Source organism: Actinomadura spongiicola (assembly GCF_003432485.1).
Lineage (GTDB): Bacteria > Actinomycetota > Actinomycetes > Streptosporangiales > Streptosporangiaceae > Spirillospora > Spirillospora spongiicola.
The window spans coordinates 69,553-88,151 of sequence record NZ_QVNQ01000005.1 but is presented as its reverse complement, the minus strand read 5'-3'; the positions used below and the strand labels follow the sequence as shown (position 1 = coordinate 88,151).

Sequence of the window (18,599 nt, the reverse complement as noted above, 5' to 3'; positions counted from 1 at the left end):
CCGGCCTCACCCGCGCCCTACGGGTTCGGCACCCCGAACGGCGCCGGATAGGCGACAGGGCCGGACGGGACCGGGCCCGGCCCGTCCAGCACCATCACCATCAACGCCTCGTCCGGCACCTCAAACGCCACCGACACCCCGAGCGTCGACGCCCGCACGAACCCGAACCGCGGGTAGTACTCCGGATGACCGAGCACGACCACCAGCCGCTCCCCGCCTCCGGCCGCACGCGCCGCCGCCGCGTCCAGGACGCCCCGGACGACCGCGCCGCCACAGCCCCGGCTCTGCGCCTCGGGCGCCACCGCCACCGGCCCCAACGCCAGCGCGTCCACCCCGCCGACCCGGCACCGCGTCGCCAACGCGTACCCGGCGACACCGGTGATCTCGGCGGGACCGCCGTCCGGCGCCCCGGCGACCTGCGGCTCGGCGACCTGCGGCTCGGTTACCATCGACAGGCCCGGCACCCACGCCGCGTCACCGCGCAACGCCTCCACCAGGTCCGCCTCCGCGGGAGTGGGGAACGCCGCCGCGACCACCGCGCGCACCGCCGCCCGGTCCTGGGGCGTCTCCGGCCTGACCGTCCACGTCATCGGCCCCGTCACCGGCCCCGCCCCCGATCGCGCTCCTGGTATCTGCGTCGCTGCTCGCGCATGACGACCTTCCACCGGTTGTTGCGCTCGGCGCGCAGCCGCGCGTCGGTCCGCGCCGCCGCCCACTCGTTCTCGCGCAACAGCTTGTGGTAGCTGTCGAGGCGGCGGCGCGGCAGCACCCCGTCCTCCACGGCAGCCAGGACCGCGCAGCCCGGCTCGGCCCGGTGCGCGCAGTCACCGAACCGGCACCCGGCCGCCAGGTCCTCGATGTCGGCGAACGTCCGCTCCAGACCCGCGGACGCCTCGACCAGACCCACGCCCCGCAGCCCCGGCGTGTCGATCAGGACACCGCCGCCCGGCAACGGCAGCAACTCCCGCCGCACCGTGGTGTGGCGGCCCTTGCCGTCCCGGTCCCGGACGGCGTCCGTCGCCAGGGCCTCCGCGCCCAGCAGCGCGTTGCCCAGCGTCGACTTGCCCGCGCCTGACGGGCCGAGCAGCACCACCGTCCCGGTCAAGACGGCGCGGACCACGTCGACGCCGTCGCCGGTCGAGGCGGAGCACGCCACCACGTCCACGCCCGGCGCGACGGCGGCGACCCGCTCCAACGCCGACGCCGTGTCGTCGTCGCGGTCGGACTTGGTGAGCACGACCACCGGCCGTGCCCCGCTCTCCCACGCCAACGCCAGCAGCCGCTCCACCCGCCCCAGATCCAGGCGGGTCTCCAGCGACACCGCGATCGCGACGGTGTCGACGTTGGCGGCCAGCACCTGGCCGTGCGAGTCCCGCGACGCCGACGAACGCACGATCGCGGTCCGGCGCGGCAGCAGCGCCGCCACCGCGGGACGACCGTCCGGGCCGTCCGGACGCAACGCCGCCCAGTCGCCCGTGCACGGCGCCGCAACCGGATCATCAGACCCGGCGGTGGACCCGGTGACGGAACCGGTGACGGGCCCGAAGGTGGCCCGCTGCGGGCCGGACTCGGTGACCACGTCGCACAGGCCGCGGTCGACCGCGGCCACACGCCCGGGGACCAGCCCCGCGGCGCGGTAGGAAGTGAACTCGTTCTCCAGGGCCGTACCCCAGCCGTATGCGGCCAGGGACGACCCCGCTGATGGGGAAGACAATGCTTTGGAACCTTCGTGTGAGAGGGCCCCGGCGCGGACACGCCGCAACGACGACGACGTCGGATCGACGCCGAATCGGTGATTGCGGGGAACGGGTCAGCCGGCGGCCCGGAACATGAGGACGGGCTGAACGCTGCCGCGGGCAGCGGTCACCGCAGTGACGGCCATTCGTCCTCACCTCCTCACGGGTCCGCAGGCGACACTACCCTCCGGCGGAGGGCACCGCCAACCCCTTTTTCTCGGTCCACCGCACGGGGGACGAGGATCGGCCGCGGCGGGGAGGCACCGGCCCGCGGCCGGCGCACATGATCGGGCCATGGCCCCCATCCTCGGCAAGCACCCCCGTCCGGACTTCAGTGACCGTCCGGACCTCAATGACCGTGGTGACCGCGCCGGCACCCCCACCCCCGACCCCACCCCCGACCACGACCACGACCACGGCCGGCGCTTCGCCGCGGGCCGGGCCGCGCGGGGGCGTCTGCCGCTCGTCGCACTCGCCTGGGTCGCCGCCTACGGCGCCCTGCGCGTCCACTGGGCGTCCGGGCACCAGCCCGACGACCTGTCGCCCGTCGGCACCGACCTGGTCGCCTTCACCGGCTGGGCCGCCGCCGCGCTGTGCGGGGCCGCCGCGGTGATCCTGGCCGCGCTCGCCGTCCCGCGCGCCGACACGCTCGGGCCGCTGCCCCGCCGGGCCCTGTCGGCGGCGGCGTGGACGGCCGCGGTGTGCCTGGTCGCGTCCGGCGCGCTGCTGCTGCTCGACGTCATCGGCGCGGTCCTGCCCGGCCTCGGCGTCCGGTTCTACCCGCTCGGCGCGCTCAGCCGCGCCGCCTGCGTCACCGGCGGGATCCTCACCGGCCTGTCCGCCCGCGCCCACACCCGCCGCACCCGCCCCGGATGCATCCGCTGCGGGCGCCGCCGCGGCGCGGCGGGGCCGCTCGCGCGCACCCCCGCGTGGGCGTTCTGGGCCGCCTACCTCGCCGTCGCCGGATGCCTCACCCGCGTCGCCGCGCAGGCCGTCGTCGGGTTCGACCGGTCCCCGCTGTCCGGCGGGCCCTCGGCGGTCCTGTTCGAGGCCGGGTTCCTGCTCGGCGGCTGCCTCCTGCCGCCGGCGCTGGTGCACTCCTTCGGACGTACCTGGCCACGGTTCGTGCCCGCCCTGCGCGGACGCCGCGTCCCCCGACCGCTGGTCCTGTGGCCCGGCACCGCGATCTCCGGCGGCCTCACCGTCTACTTCGGGCTGATGCTGCTGCAGATGATCTGGGAGCGGCTCCACGGACGCAACCCGTTCCCCGCCGAGGGCGGCCTGGACCTGCCCGAGTCCTTCTTCTGGGTCGCCGTCCCCGCCTACCTGCTGTGGGGCGCCGGAATGGCCGTCGCCGCCCACGCCTACGCCCGCCGCACCCGCGTCCCCTGCCCGTCCTGCGGACACTGAGCGGACACTGGGCGGACAGTGACCGGAACCGGCGACCGACTTCGGAAGTTATGGTGAATTGGGGGCGGATCACGACAAGGGGAGTGGCCGTGGACGACAACGACACCCGGGACGACGCCCCGGACGACACCTTGCACGGCACCCTGCGCGGCACCGTGGAATCCGCCGACTCGCGCGCTGAGCGAACCGACGGCACCGGCCGTCCCGGCACCGGCCTCGCCGAACGCGCCGATCGGGCCGCCGCGGCGCGGCTGGAAGAGATCTGGGACGCCCTGGCCCCCGCCGCCGCGCGGATCGCCGCCACCGCCGGTGAGCCCGTCGCCGCGGCGGCCCGCGACGCCGCCGCGGTCGCCGCGACCCGCGTCCTGGACCAGATGGCGGGAACACCGGTGATGAGGGCGATCGAACAGGCCGCCCGCGACGCCGCCGTCCGGACCGCGACCGCCGTCGCCGAACGCGCCGTCACCGAGGCCCGCGACGCCGCCGCGGCCAACCCCGCCACCGCGACCGCGTTCGAGGCCGCCGCCACCGCCATGACCCTCGCCGAACAGGCCGCGCAGCAGGCCGCCCGGCACCCCCTCACCGCCGCCGCGCGCCGCCTGGCCACCGGCCACCCCCTCGCCCGCGCCGCCACCGCCACCGCCCGCGACGTCGCCGGACGCACCGTCACCGCGACCGTGTCCGCGACGGTGTCGACACCCATCGTGCAGGCCGCGACCAAGGCCGTCGTGGACGCCGCGGTCGACGCCGTCACCGACGCCGCCGTCGACGCCGCCATGATCGTCGGCCGGGACGTCATCGCCCGCGTCGTCCGCGAGACCGCCGAGCAGACCGCCCGCGACCTGGCCGGCACACTGCGCGACCGCGCCCGCGCCGCCACACACGCCGCCGCCCAGGCCGCCGCGCCCCCCGGCGGCGTCCCGGCCGAACTCGCGCCCCTCACCGGCGCCGCCCGCGCCGCCGGGGATCTGCTCACCGCCGCCGCGGGCAGCGACCTGGCCCGCACCGCCCGGGACCTGGCGCTGCGGACCGCCGCCCGCGCCGCGTCCGCCGCGATCGAGGCCGTCCTGCGCGAACTGATCCGCGACGCCCTCAAACTCGCCATGAAGGACGCCCTGCGCGGCCTCATCGTCGAGGTCTCCCGAGACGTCGTCGTCGACGTCGCCAAGACCACCTGGACCACCGCCACCCGCTCCACCCCGGCACCCGCCGCGCCCGGAGCGCCCGCGGGGGCCGTCGTCGTCGAGGCGACCGTGGAACCGGCCACCGACCCGTGGGCCGACGCCACCGCCGACCCCCTCGACTCCGTCGAGGTCCACGTGGAGATCACCGCGCCGACCCCACCCGACGACACCACACCACGCCCCTAGATCGTTACTGGGGGATCCCGAGTGCTCTGGTCAGTGGTCGTAGGCGATCAGTGATCGCTTGGTCGGGGCGTCGTTGAGCACCCGGCCGGGACCGCGTCCGCGGGGCCGGTCTTCACACACTGATCATGGGCGCCCCCTCACCATGCCCGCGACCTGCTCAGCAAACCCCCAACAACGATCTAGCCCGGCCCCCGACCACACGGCCGGTCCAGCCGAGGCGCCGGGCCCGTGCGCCGGCCCGCCGGACCTCACGGTCACCGACGTGCGGCTTCTCACCGACGACTACGACGCCGAGTCGTCCGCGCGGGACCCGGACGCGGCGTGTGGTCCGGCCGTCGAGTAGGGGAGTCCGCTCGGGTCGCGGGCGTTCGCCGCGCCGTCCCACGAGACCCGGCACCCCGGGCCGCTGACCTGGGCCCGGCCGGGACGACGACGCGTGATGTACTCGAAAACGGGGACCGGACGTTCCCGGACGAGCACGGGCCGACGAAACGGAGGCACACCTCATGGGCGACACCCTCGACGACACCGCCGTCACCGACCGCCTACGCGACCTGCCCGCCTGGAACCGCGACGGCGACCGGATCCACCGGCAGGTGAAAGCACCCTCGTTCCTCACCGGCATCGACGTGGTCACCGACGTCGCCCGCGCCGCCGAGGACGCCGACCACCACCCCGACATCGACATCCGCTGGCGCACCCTGACCTTCACGCTGACCACCCACAGCGCCGGCGGCCTCACCGCCCGGGACTTCGACCTCGCCGCCGAGATCGACCGGATCGCCGCCCGGCACGGCGCCCGGTAACGCTCGCCATGTCCGAACACGGAGCGGAGCGGAGGGCCGAACCCGGGGCCGTGCAGGTGGCGGTGTGCGGGCCCGCCGACTGCACGGAACGGCAGTGGGACCACGCCTACCAGACCGGGCGGCTGCTGGCCGGGCACGGCGCCGTCGTGCTCTGCGGCGGGCTCGGCGGCGTCATGGCCGCCGCGGCGGCCGGCGCCCGCGCCGCCGGAGGCGTCACGGTCGGGATGCTGCCCGCCGCCGACCGCGCCGCCGCCGGACCCGACCTGACCATCGCGCTGCCCACCGGCCTCGGCCAGGGCCGCGGCGCCGTCATCGTCAACGCCGCCGACGCCGTCATCGTCGTCGGCGGATCCTGGGGGACGCTCGCGGAACTGGCACTGGCGATGCGCCGCGGCACCGTCCCCGTCGTCCAACTCGGCGGATGGCGGATCCACGACGAGGACGGCCACCCCGTCGGCGGAATCGTCCACGCCACCGACCCGGCCGCCGCCGTCCACGCCACCGGCCTGTTCGACCCCTGACCCCGCCCTCCCAGAGCCGGGACGAGCCACCCGCCGGTTGCTCTGTCCCGGGAGGCTGTGAACGCGGCCGGCGGGTGGGAGGCCGCCGGGCGCGGTGCGACCGCGGTGGTGATCGTAGGGCGCCGACCGCTCGCCGCCACCCGACCGCCTCCCAGGGCCCAGGTGGACTGGATGAGCTGACGCCCGCTAAGGGATCACGCGGTGTGCCCCGACGACAGGCAGTCGATCCACGCGATCGTCGCGCTTCGGTCCGGTCCAGCCGCAACGGTGAACGGAACGCGGCCTGATCGTCGGGGTGTGGCCGGTGCGGGAGTGCTCGGCGGCGGTCGGTCTCGGAACGGCAGGGCCGGCAGCCACCTAGTGGGCGGAGTAGCCGCCGTCCACGAAGATCGACTGTCCGGTGACATAGGACGCCGACGCCGACGCCAGGAACACCGCCGCGCCCGCGAAGTCCACGGCCAGGCCGTTGCGGCCGGTCATCGTCCGGGCGGCCAGGGCCCGCGTCATCTCCGGGTCCGACGCCAGCCGCGCGTTCAGCGGCGTCATCACGAACCCCGGCACCAGCGTGTTGGCGGTGACACCGCGGCTCGACCACGCCTCGGCCTGCGACCGGGCCAACGCCACCAGCCCCGCCTTCGACACCCCGTAGGCGCCGCTGGTCACCGACGCCCGGAACGCCTGCTGGGACGCGATGTGGATCAGCCTCCCGAACCCCCGCGCGGCCATCGCCGGACCGAACCGCTGCCCGAGCAGGAACGGCGCGTCCAGGTTCACCGCCATCGTGGTGTCCCAGACGTCCTCACCGAGCTCGTCCATCGGCGGCCGCAGGTTCACCGCGGCAGCGTTCACCAGGATGTCGGGCTCCCCGAACGCCGCCGCCGCGGCCTCGGCGGCCCGCGCGACCCCGTCCCGCGAACCGAGGTCGGCGCTGACCCACGCCGCCCGGCAGCCGTGCCCCTCCAGGTCCCGGACGGTCGCGGTCAGCTCCGTCTCCCGCCGCGCCACCACCACGACGGACGCGCCCGCCCGTCCCAGCGCCTCGGCGATCGCGCGGCCGATGCCCGAGCTGCCGCCCGTCACCACCGCGACCCGGCCCTCCAGCGAGAACAACTCCGACAGATACGGGACCGGTGACCGGTGATCGCCCATGACCGACCAGTGTACGGGCGTCGCAGGTGCCCTCACGGATCACCGACCGGTCGTCGCCGCACGACCGCCTCCCATGGTCCAGGCGGGGGCAGGCGGTGTGCCCCGACGCCGGCCAGGCGGTCCACGTGATCGTCGCGAGCGGTTTCGGTCGCGCGGCGACGGCGGACGAACGCGGCCCCGGCCTCGCCGTCAGGTGCCCGAGGGGCGCTCCCGATCGGCGGTCCCCGCGACAGGCCGCCCGGCGGACGACGAAGAGGACGCTTCGGAGGACGCTTCGGAGGACGTTGCGTCGGGAGCCCGTTGCGGGGGCCGGGTGGTGGGCGGGGCGTCGGACCGCCCGGCCCGGCGCTTGCGGCTCCGCGCCTCCCGCGCCGCGACACCGACCGCGACCAGAATCGGCCCCCAGAACTTCGCGGTCGCCAGAATCACGGTCACCCACGGCGGAGCCGACACATCCGGCGGATCGGGCCACGGCACGTCCGGCCAGGGAATGTCCGGCCGCGGAACCGACGGCAGGTCGATGTCCGGCAACGACACGTCCGGTGACGGCAGCGCCTTCACCAGCGCCCTCACCAGCAGACCCACCCCCAGCAGCGGGAACAGGACCCGGCCGACCGCCACCGCCACATGCCGTGAGGCGTACAGGGTCGGATGCGCCCGCGCCAGCGCCTCCCGCCGCGCCGCCCGCGTCCCCTCGGGGGGCTCGAACGCCACCCGGTCCGCCTCGGCGTCCTGGTCACCGCCCCTGTCACCGCCCCGGTCACCGCCCTTGTGAGGGCCCTTTTCCAGGCTTACCGTCGGGCTCTCGCCGGCGGGGTCGGGCCCCGCCTCGTCCTCGCCGGGGGAGGACGGGACCAGGTCGCAGCGTGCCGCCTGCCCGTCGCCGTATCCGACCGCGTCGAACCCGACGACCACACTCAGCCCGTCCCCGTACGGGACGGTCGCCGTCAGCCAATCGGTCGTGGTCTCACCGGCGAGGTCGCCGTCCACGAACAGCCGCACGACCCGGTTCCACCCGACGCGCTCGGTCTCCACCTGCAAGAGGCGGCCGTCGTGGACGAGCGTCCAACGGCCCGCGGGCGCGCCGCTCGGTGAGATGCCCCCAGTCATACCGCCATCCTCGGCGGCACCGACGGTGCGGGCATCGCCCGAACGGCCACGCCCGGTAGACCAAAGTCGACACGACCGCGGACCCACGGCCGCGAACCCACGACCCGCACGGCGGGGTCACCGCGCGGACCGGTGTCAGGAGAAACGCCACCGGGTCGCGCCGAACGGCTCGCGGATACCGACCGCGACGACGGTGTGGAAGGTGAACCGGTACACGTGCCAGGGCGGCGGGCCCGCGCTCTGCGCGCTGAACGGCGCGGTGACCGCGTCACCGTCCACCCGCGCCGGCCAGCCGCCCTCCCGGTAACCGGCGGCGACCGGCTCCAGCACCGCCGGGTCGGTGACGCGCCGCGCGTCGCCCTCCAGCACCACGTCCGCGATCGGCGTGCGGATCGACAGCGTGCACGCCGGGTTCGCCGCCAGGTCACGGGACTTGCGGGTGCCGGGGCCGCTGGTGAAGTACAGGTCGCCCTCGTACCACAGCGCGCCGACGCCCGCCGCGTGCGGACGGCCGTCGGGCCGGACCGTCCCCAGGAACACCGGCGTCTCCATCTTCGGCAACGCCTCGATCAGCGCCTCACGCACCGCGTCCCACGCCAGCTCCCCACCGCCGTAGATGTCGAGGTCACGGGCCTCGCCGGGCTCACGGTCGGTCATCGTCGTCCCCGCCTTCCTCATCGGAACCGTTTCCCGCGGAACCGTTCCCGTCGAAGGTGCCCTCGTCGGGTCGGGTCTCACCCGATGTCGACCACGCCCGGCGCCCGAACTCATCGCCGCCCACCCGCCGCGCGACCAGTTCCTCCAACAGCGCCCGCACCGCCGGGGGACGCGGGCCCGCCGGGACCAGCGCGGTGATGCGGCGGCGGCCGACCCCGGGCACGTCGAGCGCCGCGACGCCCGGCTCGGTGTGCAGGCCCAGCGCCAACGCCGGGAGCGTGGTGACGGCCAGCCCCCGCGCGACCAGCCGCTGGATCGCGACGTGGTCCTCGGTGGCGTAGGCGATGTCGGGCACGAACCCGGCCCGCGCGCACGTCCACCGCAGGTGGTCGCGGCACCGCGCGCATCCCGACGCCCACGTCTCGGCGGCCAGGTCGCCCAGCCCCGGCCGGTCCGCGGCGGCGACCGGATGCCCGGCGGGGACGACCAGGCGCAGCGGGTCGTCGCCCAGCACCACCTCCCGGAAACGCCCGTCGGTGTCGGGACGCATGTGCTCGTAGCGGAACACCACCGCGATGTCGGTCTCCCCGGCCCGCAGCAGTCCCAGCGCCTCGGTCGGGTCGGCGTCCACCAGCGTCACCGACACACCCGGCGCGCGGGCCCGCAGCCCCGCCAACGCGTCCGGCAGCAGCCCGCCCGCCGCGGTCTGGAACACCGCCACCCGCACCCGCCCGGCCCGCAGCCCGGCGATCGCCGCGATCCGCTCCTCGGCGTCGTCCATCCGGGCCAGGACGTCCTCGACGTGCTCGACCAGGATCCGGCCCGCCTCGGTCAACCGCACGCCACGGCCGTGCCGCACCACCAGCGGCGTCCCGACCTCGGCCTCCAACCGCGCGATGTGATGCGACACCGCCGGCTGGGTGTAGGCCAGCGCCCGCGCCGCCGCGGTCATCGACCCCAGCCGCGCCACCTCCCGCAGGATCCGGCCCCGATGCAGGTCCAACATCCCCACAAACTATCAACGCCGTTTATGGGTCACCCAGGGAACCGTACTTTGTGCTATGGCGGGGGGTGGTCGACGATCAGTGCATGACCCTCTCCGTGCAGGACGCGCAACGCCGGTTCGGCGCCGACGTCGCCTACCTCAACACCGCCACCTACGGCCTGCCGCCCCGCGCCGCGCACCAGGCGATGCTCGCCGCCGAACGGGACCGGGCCGCCGGCCTGATGACGCCCACCCTGCTGGACGAGGCGGTCACCCGGTCCCGGGAGGCGTTCGCGCGGCTGCTCGGCGTCCCCGCCGCCCGGGTCGCGTGCGGGCCGCAGGTGTCCTACTTCGTCGGGCTGGTCGCCGCGTCGCTGCCGCCCGGCGCCACCGTCCTGGTCGCCGACGGCGACTTCACCTCGCTGCTGTGGCCGTTCGCCGCCCGCGCCGACCTCACCGTCCGGTCGGCCCCGCTGGACCGGATCGCCGACCACGTCGACGACACCACCGACCTGGTCGCGGTGTCGGCCGTGCAGTCCGCCGACGGCCGCGTCGCCCCCCTCGACGCGGTCATCGGCGCCGCCCGCGCGCACCACGCCCGGATCCTGCTGGACGCCACCCAGGCCGCCGGGTGGCTGCCGCTGCCCGCCGACCGCGTCGACTGGCTGGTGTGCGGCGGCTACAAATGGCTCCTCGGCCCCCGCGGCACCTGCTTCCTCACCGGCACCGCCGAGGCCCTGGACGCCCTGCCCGCCCTCGCCGCCGGATGGTACGCCGGCGCCGACATCTGGGACTCGGTGTACGGGCTGCCGCTGCGCCTGGCGCGGGACGCGCGGCGCCTGGACCTGTCCCCGGCGTGGCAGTGCTGGGCCGGGCACGCCCCCGCCCTGGAACTGCTGGAACGCGTCGGCGTGGACGCCGTCCACGACCACAACGTGCGGCTGGCGCGGCGTTTCCGCGCGGCGCTCGGCCTACCGTCCGGCGGGTCGGCGGGCGGGTCGGCGATCGTGTCGGTGGCCGTCCCCGACGGCACGGCCGACCGGCTGCGCGCGGACGGGGTGATCGCGTCGATGCGGGCGGGACGGCTGCGCTGCGCGTTCCACCTCAGCACCACCGACGCCGACGTCGACAGGGCCGCCGCGCTCCTCGCGCCCCTGCTCACCGCCGCCTGACCCCCGGCGGGTGGGCGGCAAGTCCTTACAAGGTGCGAACGGCCCGCGCAGGGCCGGCCCGGTCCGGCCGTGGCGGCGCCCGCGGCGTTCTACGTTCGTCGGCATGAACGTACTGCTCACCGGGTCGGCCGGGTTCATCGGCTCGCACATCGCCGAGGCCCTGACCGCCGCCGGCCACCACGTCCGCGGCCTCGACACCCGGCCCGGCCCCCACGGCACCTCCACCGGCGTTCCGGGCGGCCCGGCGGACGGCCCGGCGGTCGGTGACGTCAGGGACGCCGACGCGGTGGCGCGGCGGCTGGAGGGCGTCGACGCCGTCTGCCACCAGGCCGCCAAGGTCGGTCTCGGCGTGGACGTGTCCGACCTGCCCGACTACGCCTCCGTGAACGTGCAGGGCACCGCCGTGCTGCTGGCGCAGATGGCCCGCGCCGGAGTCGGCGTCCTGGTCCTGGCGTCCTCGATGGTGGTCTACGGGGAGGGCGCCTACACCTGCGACCGGCACGGCGCCGTCCGCCCCGGGCCCCGCCCGGAGGAGGCGCTGCGCGCCGGACGGTTCGAACCCGGCTGCCCGGCCTGCGGGCGTCCCCTCGACCCCGCCGCCGTGGGGGAGGACACCCCACCCGACCCCCGCAACGCCTACGCCGACACCAAACTCGCCCAGGAGCACCTGGCCGCGTCGTGGGCGCGGGCCACCGGCGGGACCGTCGCGGCGCTGCGGTACCACAACGTGTACGGGCCGCGGATGCCCCGCGACACCCCCTACGCGGGCGTCGCGGCGATCTTCCGGTCGCGGCTGGCGAACGGCCGGGAACCGCTGGTGTTCGAGGACGGCGGACAGCGCCGCGACTTCGTCCACGTCCGTGACGTCGCCCGCGCCAACGTCCTGGCCCTGGAACACGCCGCCACGACCAGCCCAACCACGACCAGCCCAACCACGACCGGACCGGGGGCGCTCGGACCGGGGGCGCTCGGACCGGGGGCGTTGCGCGCCTACAACATCGCCAGTGGCCGGCCCCGCACGGTCGGGGACCTGGCCGCCGCGCTGGCGGCCGCGGTCGACGGGCCCGCGCCGCGCGTCACCGGCGACTACCGGCTGGGGGACGTCCGCCACATCGTCGCCCGCCCCGACCGGGCCCGCCACGAGCTCGGGTTCACCGCGACGGTCACGTTCGAGGACGGCATCGCCGAGTTCGCGCGTCGGCCCGTCACCAGTTCGTAAGGGTCGCGCGACCGTCACCGACAGTAACGTCAGATCCGTGATCGATGTGATTCTTCCGTGCCTCAACGAAGCCGAGGCGCTGCCGTGGGTGCTGACCCGGATGCCCGCCGGGTTCCGGCCGCTGGTCGTCGACAACGCCTCCACCGACGATTCGGCCCGCGTCGCCGCCGGGCACGGCGCCCGCGTCGTCGCGGCACCCGACCGTGGTTTCGGCGCCGCCTGCCACCAGGGGCTGCTGGCCGCCCGCGGCGACGTGGTGTGCGTCATGGACGCCGACGCGTCCCTGGACCCCGCCGATCTGCCCCGCCTCACCGCCGCGCTCGACGCCCTGCGCGAGGGCGGCGCGCCGGGGCTGGTGCTCGGGCGGCGCCGCCCGACCGGGCGCGGCGCGTGGCCGCCGCACGCCCGGCTCGGCAACGCCGTCCTGGCCCGGTCCCTGAACCGGCGCGCCGGCACCCGCCTGCGCGACCTCGGCCCGATGCGCGCCGCCCCCCGCGACGCGCTCCTCGCGCTCGACCTGGCCGACCGCCGGTTCGGCTACCCGCTGGAGATGGTGCTGCGCGCCGCCCGCGCCGGATGGCCGATCGGGGAGATCGACGTCGCGTACCGTCCCCGCACCGGGTCGTCCAAGGTGACCGGGACCGTCGGCGGGACGGTCCGCGCCGTCCGCGACATGCGCCGCGTCCTGACCGAGGTGACACCATGAGCGCCGCCGCCGACCCGGCCGCCGAGTTCCCGGGCGGGGGCCCGGCGGACCTGATCGTGATCGCCAAGGAGCCCGTGCCGGGGCGGGTCAAGACACGGCTGACGCCCGCCTACACGCCCGCCGAGGCCGCCGCGCTGGCCGAGGCGGCGCTGCGCGACACCCTCGCCGCCGTCGCCGCCACCCCGGCCGGGCGCCGCACCCTCGCGCTGGACGGCGCGCCCGGGCCGTGGCTGCCCGCGGGGTTCGCCGTCACCGCCCAGCGCGGCGGCGGCCTGGACGAACGGCTGGCCCACGCGTTCACCGACGCCTGGGCGGGCCGCCCCCTGGTCCTCATCGGGATGGACACCCCGCAGGTCACGCCCGCGCTGCTCACACGGGCCCACCGGGCCCTGCGCCGCCATGACGCGGTGTTCGGCCCGGCGACCGACGGCGGGTTCTGGCTGCTGGGGCTGCGGCGCCCCGACGCGCGGCTGCTGCGCGGCGTCCCGATGTCACGCCCCGACACCGGCGGCGCGCTGCTGGCGCGGCTGCGCGCCGCCGGGCTGGACGTCGGCGAGCTGCCCGCCCTCACCGACGTCGACACCCCCGCCGACGCCGCGTCCGTGGCCGCCGCCCTCACCCGCGGCGGCCGCCCGTGGAGCCGGTTCGCCGCGGCCGTCCACGCACTCCGCCCCGATCCCGCCACCCGCGCCGACCGGGCCTTCTCGGCATGATCGGCGAACTGTACGAGGACGCGTTGCGCGGCGGCGGCCCCGTCGAGATCGAACACGCCGACGGGCGCCGCAGGCCCCTGCCGGTGCGGGAATGGCTCGCGGCCCGCCCCGGCGACGGCGGGCTGCTGGACCGCTGTCACGGCGCGACCTTGGACGTCGGGTCCGGGCCGGGCCGTCTCACCGTGGCGCTGGCACAACGCGGCGTCCCGGTGCTGGGCATCGACATCGCGCCCGCCGCGGTCGCGTTGACGGTCGCCGCGGGCGGCCCCGCCCTGTGCCGGGACGTGTTCGGCCGTGTCCCCGGCACCGGACGGTGGCGGACCGTGCTGCTCGCCGACGGCAACATCGGCATCGGCGGCGACCCGGCCGCGCTGCTGCGCCGCGTCCTGACCCTGCTCGCCCCGAGCGGCCGGGCGTTGGTCGAGGTCGACCCGCCCGGCGCCGCGTCCCACGTGGAGCCGCTGCGGTTGCGGTCGGGCCACGCGGTCGGCGCGTGGTTCCCCTGGGCGCACGTGGCGGCCGACGCCGCCGCCGGGCTCGCCGCCGCGTGCGCCGCGACCGTCACCGACACCTGGGAGGAGGCGGGCCGATGGTTCGTCGCCCTCCACCGCTGACCGTCCCCGCGGCCTTGGCCCGCCTGGCGACCCGCCGACCGTGGACGGGACTGCGGGCGATACCGGAACGGCTGCTGCGGGTTGGGCCGGACGGGGTGTCGAGGCGGTTCACCAGCCGCCTGCACGACGAGCGGGTCGCGGCGTGGCTGGGCATGGCGCTGGGCGTGAGCATCGTGTCGGCGTTCGTGACCGGGCTGATCTCCCACTACATGCAGCACCCGCCCGGCTGGGCGCAGTGGCCGTCGCGTCCGGTGAACCTGTACCGGGTCACCCAGGGCGTCCACGTGATCGGCGGGTTGGCGACGGTGCCGCTGCTGCTGGCCAAGCTGTGGACGGTCTACCCGAAGCTGTGGCAGTGGCCGCCCGCCCGGTCGCTGACGCACGCGCTGCGCCGGCTGGCGATCTTCGTGCTGGTCGGCGGGGCGCTGTTCCAGACCGTCACCGGCGTGCTGAACATCGGGTACTGGTACGCGTTCCCGTTCCCGTTCACCACCGCGCACTACTGGACCGCCTACATCGTCGTCGGCGCGCTGCTGATCCACGCCGCCGACCGGTGGCCCGCCACGCGGCGCGCGGTGATGACCCGCCCGCAGGACGCGGTGGGCCGCCGCGGGTTCCTGCTCACCGTCGCCGCCGCGAGCGGGGTCATCGCCGCGACCACGGTCGGGGAGACGTTCGCGCCGCTGGCGCGGCTGGCGGTGCTGGCGCCGCGCCGCCCCGGCCACGGAACCCCGGCCGGGCCGCGGGACCTGCCGGTCAACAAGTCCGCCGCCGCGGCGGGGGTGACCGCGGCGGCCCGCGACCCCGAATGGCGGCTGACGGTCACCGGACGCGTCCGCCGCGAACTCGTCCTGTCGCTGGCGGAGCTGCGCGCCCTCCCGCAGCACTCGGCGCGGCTGCCGATCGCGTGCGTGGAGGGCTGGAGCGTCGACGGCGACTGGCGCGGCGTGCGGCTGCGGGACCTGCTGGCCCTGGCCGGCGCCCCCGCCGACGCGCGGGTGCGGGTGGAGTCGCTGCAGGCCGCCGGGATCTACCGCACCTCGCTGGTCAGCGCCCGGCACTGGCACGACCCGCTGACCCTGCTGGCCCTGGACCTGGGCGGCGCGCCCCTCGACCTCGACCACGGCCGTCCGTGCCGCCTGATCGCGCCCAACCGGCCCGGGGTCATGCAGACCAAATGGGTGCACCGGCTGGTGATCACATGAGGGTCGTGGTGGCCGTGGCTGGACTGGCGCTGATCGCCTGGGGCGCCCGCGGGATCGCCGCGCACGTCGACGCCGCCGCGTGGGCGGTGTGGTTCGCCGGCGCCGCGGTCCTGCACGACGCCGTCCTGGTCCCGGTGGTGCTGGTGGTGGGCGCGGCGACCGGGCGGCTGCCCGGGCCGTGGCGGCGCGCCACGCGGACCGCGTTGGTCGTCGGGGGAGCGGTGACCGTGGTGGCGGCGCCGCTCGTCCTCGGGTACGGGCGCCGCGCCGACGAGCCGTCCCGCCTGCCGCTGCCCTACGACCGCAACCTGGCGGTGGTGCTGGCGGTCGTGGTGCTGCTCTGCGCGGCCGGGCCCGTGGCCGGGTCCGTGACGGGGTTCGCGGGGAAGGTCGTGGCCCGCCGGGACGCCGCGCGGCGGGGGAGGCGTCGGTGACGCCCACCCAGACCCGCGACCAGACCCGCGACCGGATCAGAACCCGGGCCCGAAGTGCGCCATGGGGGCGGGGGAAGGGAGGGAGGAGGGCCGGGTGGGTCGCCGTGGCGGTGTGGGCGGCCGGGATCATCGCGGCGTTCACGGTCGGCTGGTATCTGCGCCGCGCCGGCCTGGCCACCGAAGACGACCTGCCGCCCCTGCACGCGCGGGCGCGGGAACGGCCGCTGACCTGGCGGCTGCTCCCCGCCGCCGCGGCCGCGGCCGCCGCCGTGGCGTTCCTGCCGGTGCTGGCGGCGCGGCTGCCGTGGCGGGCCCTGCCACCGGTCGCGTGGGCGGCCGCCGCGGTGTGGACGGTGGCGCTGGCCACCACCGACGGGTGGGACGCGCTCGCCCGGCCCCTGGACGCGCCGACCGAATACCCGGCGGGCCTGCCGCAGCTGCGACCGGACCCGCTGCTGTGGGTGGAAACGTTCACCGAACGCCTCGGCGGCTACACCACCCACGTGCGGGGGCATCCGCCGCTGCCGACCCTGGCGCTGTGGGCGCTGGAACGCGCCGGGCTCGGCGGCACCGGCTGGGCGGCGGCGATCGTCATCGCCGCGGGCACCTCCACGGTCGCCGCGGTCGCGTTGACGGTGCGGTGCGCGGCCGGGGAACGCGTGGCGCGGGCGGCGGTGCCGTTCCTGGTCCTGGCGCCGCTGGCGCTGTGGGTCGCGACCGCGATGGACGCGTTGTTCATGGCCGTGGGCGCCTGGGGCACGGCGCTCCTCACGGTCGCGGCCCGCCGCGGCGGCGGGCCCGGCGCGGTCACCGCCGCCGCGGGCGGCGGGCTGCTGCTGGGCTGCCTGCCCTACCTGAGCTACGGGCTGCTGCCGCTCGCGGCGGTTCCCCTGACGGCCGCGGTCCTGGCGGGGGTGCGGGCGGCGCGGGCGCCGCGCCGGGCACGCGCGGCGCTGGTGGTCGCGGCGGCCGGGGGCCTGGCGGTGGTGCCGGCGGTGTTCACGGCGCTGGGGTTCTGGTGGCCGGACGGTGTCCGCGCCACCCTGGACACCTACCTGGTCAGCCGCGGGTCCGCGCAACGCTCCTACGTGTACTTCTCGGCCGCGAACCTGGCCGTGCTGGGCCTGCTGACCGGCCCGGCGGTCGCGCACGCGCTGCCCCGGGCGGCGGCCGCGCTGCGCGACGCGGCCCGGAACCGGGCCCGCACCCCGCCCGCCGCCGTCGCGGCGCTCGCCGCGGCCGGGCTGGTGGGGGCGCTGGCCTTGGACGTCTCCGGCGTGACCAGGGGAGAGGTGGAACGGATCTGGGTGCCGTACGCCGCGTGGCTGATGACCGCCGCGGCCCTGCACCGTCCCCCGGCCAGGGCGTGGCTGGCGGCGCAGGCCGCGACCGCGGTGACCGTCCAGGCGCTGGTGCTGTCCCCCTGGTGACCGCCCCCGTGGGGCGTTCACCGCCCCTCACCTGCGCCGACAGCCTCTTCGAAGATGAATTTCGAGGAGATAGTCGGCGGCATGCCGAACCGGTGAGGGGCGTCAGCGACGCGTCAGTGAAAGGCCGATGAGACCCGCACGGAAGGCCCCCGTCACGACCGCCGCGCAGACCCCACCATCGGCACCCCCACCCCGGCCTCCAAGGCCGCTTCCTCCCAGGCCGCTTCCACTACCGCCGGCCGCTGCCGAGGGAAGCGGGCGGCGACCGCTGCGGAAGGTGCTGTGAGCCGCGCGGATCCTCCTGGCGGCGTTCCTGTTCTTCGCCTCGGCGCTGCCGAAGTTCGCCGGGCGGACCGACGCCGTCACGACCTTCACCGAGTTCGGCTGGGGCCAGTGGCTGCGGTACGTGCCCGGCACGGTCGAGGCGGCCGGGGCGATCGGCCTGGTGGGCGGCGCCGTCCTCACCCGCCCGCTGCGCTGGCGCCGGAGCCGCTGTGGAGCCCGCTGCCCGTCGTGTTGCCGTCGTGTTCGCCGCGGTCGCCTGGGACCGCCGCGCCGAGTCCCGCCGGGTGCTGCGGTCGGCGACGCGGTCCCTGACACGCGCCCGTCGACACTGATCATCGGCGCCCGCGACGGAAGAAAAAACGCACGCCACGCTGTGGACTTTGCCAAGGAGGCGGGGGAACCAGCGCAAGATGGCTACCGTTCTCGTTAGACAGACGAACACGAGCGGGTGGTAACCAGCCCGCACGGGCCATATGGAGGTAGACACAGTGGGAGTCAGTCTGAGCAAGGGCGGCAACGTCTCGCTGACCAAGGAGGCTCCAGGACTGACCGCTGTCGTGGTCGGTCTGGGCTGGGATGTGCGGACCACGACCGGGACCGACTTCGACCTCGACGCGAGCGCGCTGCTGTGCTCGACGGAGAACAAGGTCTTGTCGGACCAGCACTTCGTGTTCTTCAACAACCTCAAGAGCCCCGACGGCTCGGTGGAGCACACCGGCGACAACCTCACCGGTGAGGGCGAGGGCGACGACGAGCAGATCAAGGTGAACCTGGCCACCGTCCCGGCCGAGGTCTCCAAGATCGTGTTCCCGGTGTCCATCTACGACGCCGACGGCCGCCAGCAGAACTTCGGTCAGGTCCGCAACGCCTTCATCCGCGTGGTGAACCAGGCCGACAACAGCGAGATCGCGCGCTACGACCTGTCGGAGGACGCCTCGACCGAGACCGCGATGGTGTTCGGCGAGCTGTACCGCAGCGGCGCGGAGTGGAAGTTCCGCGCCGTCGGCCAGGGGTACGCCTCCGGCCTGTCCGGCATCGCGTCCGACTTCGGCGTCAACGTCTGAGCGTCACCGGTTC

The 18,599-nt window shown here is 76.1% G+C and carries 21 protein-coding genes; 14 read left to right on the top strand and 7 right to left on the bottom strand.

Annotated elements, in window-relative coordinates; all coding sequences use genetic code 11:
* Nucleotides 1-17: 17 nt before the first annotated feature.
* Nucleotides 18-590 (bottom strand): GNAT family N-acetyltransferase, encoded by a 573-nt coding sequence (locus D0T12_RS16850; protein WP_117400565.1) that lies wholly within the window; start codon nucleotides 588-590, stop codon nucleotides 18-20.
* Nucleotides 591-598: 8 nt separating this feature from the next.
* Nucleotides 599-1,714, bottom strand: coding sequence for a ribosome small subunit-dependent GTPase A (gene rsgA / locus D0T12_RS16845; protein ID WP_199487507.1), 1,116 nt, complete (start codon nucleotides 1,712-1,714; stop codon nucleotides 599-601).
* 316 nt (nucleotides 1,715-2,030) lie between these two features.
* On the opposite strand from rsgA, the gene D0T12_RS16840 reads away from it, so the two are divergent.
* Both D0T12_RS16840 and D0T12_RS16835 read left to right on the top strand, forming a co-directional pair.
* Nucleotides 2,031-3,146, top strand: a complete 1,116-nt coding sequence (locus tag D0T12_RS16840) for a hypothetical protein (protein ID WP_117400563.1) — start codon at nucleotides 2,031-2,033, stop codon at nucleotides 3,144-3,146.
* An 89-nt stretch (nucleotides 3,147-3,235) separates the two neighbouring features.
* The gene (locus tag D0T12_RS16835) at nucleotides 3,236-4,516 is read left to right on the top strand and encodes a hypothetical protein (protein WP_147339536.1); all 1,281 of its coding nucleotides are present in this window, start codon (nucleotides 3,236-3,238) and stop codon (nucleotides 4,514-4,516) included.
* A 282-nt stretch (nucleotides 4,517-4,798) separates the two neighbouring features.
* On the opposite strand, the gene D0T12_RS35375 is transcribed toward D0T12_RS16835, so the two are convergent.
* Complete coding sequence (locus D0T12_RS35375; protein ID WP_158581519.1) at nucleotides 4,799-4,996, bottom strand: hypothetical protein; 198 nt, start codon at nucleotides 4,994-4,996, stop codon at nucleotides 4,799-4,801.
* 26 nt (nucleotides 4,997-5,022) lie between these two features.
* Between D0T12_RS35375 and D0T12_RS16830 the strand changes: the two genes are divergently transcribed.
* Nucleotides 5,023-5,322 carry a 4a-hydroxytetrahydrobiopterin dehydratase gene (locus tag D0T12_RS16830; RefSeq protein ID WP_117400561.1) on the top strand — a complete coding sequence of 100 codons (300 nt, stop codon included), beginning with the start codon at nucleotides 5,023-5,025 and terminating at the stop codon, nucleotides 5,320-5,322.
* A gap of 8 nt (nucleotides 5,323-5,330) precedes the next feature.
* The gene (locus tag D0T12_RS16825) at nucleotides 5,331-5,843 is read left to right on the top strand and encodes a TIGR00725 family protein (protein WP_117400560.1); all 513 of its coding nucleotides are present in this window, start codon (nucleotides 5,331-5,333) and stop codon (nucleotides 5,841-5,843) included.
* 357 nt (nucleotides 5,844-6,200) lie between these two features.
* On the opposite strand, the gene D0T12_RS16820 is transcribed toward D0T12_RS16825, so the two are convergent.
* The 4 genes from D0T12_RS16820 to D0T12_RS16805 all read right to left on the bottom strand — a co-directional run bounded on the left by D0T12_RS16820 (nucleotide 6,201) and on the right by D0T12_RS16805 (nucleotide 9,765).
* Complete coding sequence (locus D0T12_RS16820; RefSeq protein WP_117400559.1) at nucleotides 6,201-6,992, bottom strand: SDR family NAD(P)-dependent oxidoreductase; 792 nt, start codon at nucleotides 6,990-6,992, stop codon at nucleotides 6,201-6,203.
* A 189-nt stretch (nucleotides 6,993-7,181) separates the two neighbouring features.
* Entirely contained in the window at nucleotides 7,182-8,102 is a 921-nt protein-coding gene (locus D0T12_RS16815) for a hypothetical protein (protein WP_117400558.1), read from the bottom strand.
* 135 nt (nucleotides 8,103-8,237) lie between these two features.
* Nucleotides 8,238-8,759: a pyridoxamine 5'-phosphate oxidase family protein gene (locus D0T12_RS16810; protein ID WP_117400557.1), complete on the bottom strand. Its 522-nt coding sequence runs from the start codon at nucleotides 8,757-8,759 to the stop codon at nucleotides 8,238-8,240.
* Entirely contained in the window at nucleotides 8,746-9,765 is a 1,020-nt protein-coding gene (locus D0T12_RS16805) for a LysR family transcriptional regulator (RefSeq protein ID WP_117400556.1), read from the bottom strand. Before D0T12_RS16805 ends, D0T12_RS16810 begins: the two co-directional genes overlap by 14 nt.
* A gap of 83 nt (nucleotides 9,766-9,848) precedes the next feature.
* Here D0T12_RS16805 and D0T12_RS16800 point away from each other — a divergent pair, with 83 nt between their 5' ends.
* The 10 genes from D0T12_RS16800 to D0T12_RS16755 all read left to right on the top strand — a co-directional run bounded on the left by D0T12_RS16800 (nucleotide 9,849) and on the right by D0T12_RS16755 (nucleotide 18,586).
* A complete protein-coding gene (locus tag D0T12_RS16800; protein ID WP_117400555.1) occupies nucleotides 9,849-10,916 on the top strand; it encodes an aminotransferase class V-fold PLP-dependent enzyme in 1,068 nt (355 codons plus the stop codon).
* Between the two features lie 103 nt (nucleotides 10,917-11,019).
* Nucleotides 11,020-12,135: an NAD-dependent epimerase/dehydratase family protein gene (locus D0T12_RS16795; RefSeq protein ID WP_117400554.1), complete on the top strand. Its 1,116-nt coding sequence runs from the start codon at nucleotides 11,020-11,022 to the stop codon at nucleotides 12,133-12,135.
* Nucleotides 12,136-12,172: 37 nt separating this feature from the next.
* On the top strand, nucleotides 12,173-12,841 hold the full coding sequence (locus D0T12_RS16790) for a glycosyltransferase family 2 protein (RefSeq protein WP_199487506.1): 669 nt from the start codon (nucleotides 12,173-12,175) through the stop codon (nucleotides 12,839-12,841).
* The gene (locus tag D0T12_RS16785; protein ID WP_117400553.1) at nucleotides 12,838-13,554 is read left to right on the top strand and encodes a TIGR04282 family arsenosugar biosynthesis glycosyltransferase; all 717 of its coding nucleotides are present in this window, start codon (nucleotides 12,838-12,840) and stop codon (nucleotides 13,552-13,554) included. The genes D0T12_RS16790 and D0T12_RS16785 overlap by 4 nt, the downstream gene beginning before the upstream one ends.
* The gene (locus tag D0T12_RS16780; RefSeq protein WP_117400552.1) at nucleotides 13,551-14,168 is read left to right on the top strand and encodes a class I SAM-dependent methyltransferase; all 618 of its coding nucleotides are present in this window, start codon (nucleotides 13,551-13,553) and stop codon (nucleotides 14,166-14,168) included. The genes D0T12_RS16785 and D0T12_RS16780 overlap by 4 nt, the downstream gene beginning before the upstream one ends.
* On the top strand, nucleotides 14,144-15,373 hold the full coding sequence (locus D0T12_RS16775; RefSeq protein ID WP_117400551.1) for a molybdopterin-dependent oxidoreductase: 1,230 nt from the start codon (nucleotides 14,144-14,146) through the stop codon (nucleotides 15,371-15,373). The genes D0T12_RS16780 and D0T12_RS16775 overlap by 25 nt, the downstream gene beginning before the upstream one ends.
* Nucleotides 15,370-15,807, top strand: coding sequence for a hypothetical protein (locus tag D0T12_RS16770; RefSeq protein WP_117400550.1), 438 nt, complete (start codon nucleotides 15,370-15,372; stop codon nucleotides 15,805-15,807). Before D0T12_RS16775 ends, D0T12_RS16770 begins: the two co-directional genes overlap by 4 nt.
* On the top strand, nucleotides 15,804-17,237 hold the full coding sequence (locus D0T12_RS16765; protein WP_147339535.1) for a hypothetical protein: 1,434 nt from the start codon (nucleotides 15,804-15,806) through the stop codon (nucleotides 17,235-17,237). Before D0T12_RS16770 ends, D0T12_RS16765 begins: the two co-directional genes overlap by 4 nt.
* 295 nt (nucleotides 17,238-17,532) lie before the next feature.
* Nucleotides 17,533-17,952, top strand: coding sequence for a DoxX family protein (locus tag D0T12_RS16760; RefSeq protein ID WP_117400548.1), 420 nt, complete (start codon nucleotides 17,533-17,535; stop codon nucleotides 17,950-17,952).
* Between the two features lie 58 nt (nucleotides 17,953-18,010).
* The gene (locus tag D0T12_RS16755; RefSeq protein ID WP_117400547.1) at nucleotides 18,011-18,586 is read left to right on the top strand and encodes a TerD family protein; all 576 of its coding nucleotides are present in this window, start codon (nucleotides 18,011-18,013) and stop codon (nucleotides 18,584-18,586) included.
* The last annotated feature ends 13 nt before the right edge of the window (nucleotides 18,587-18,599 follow it).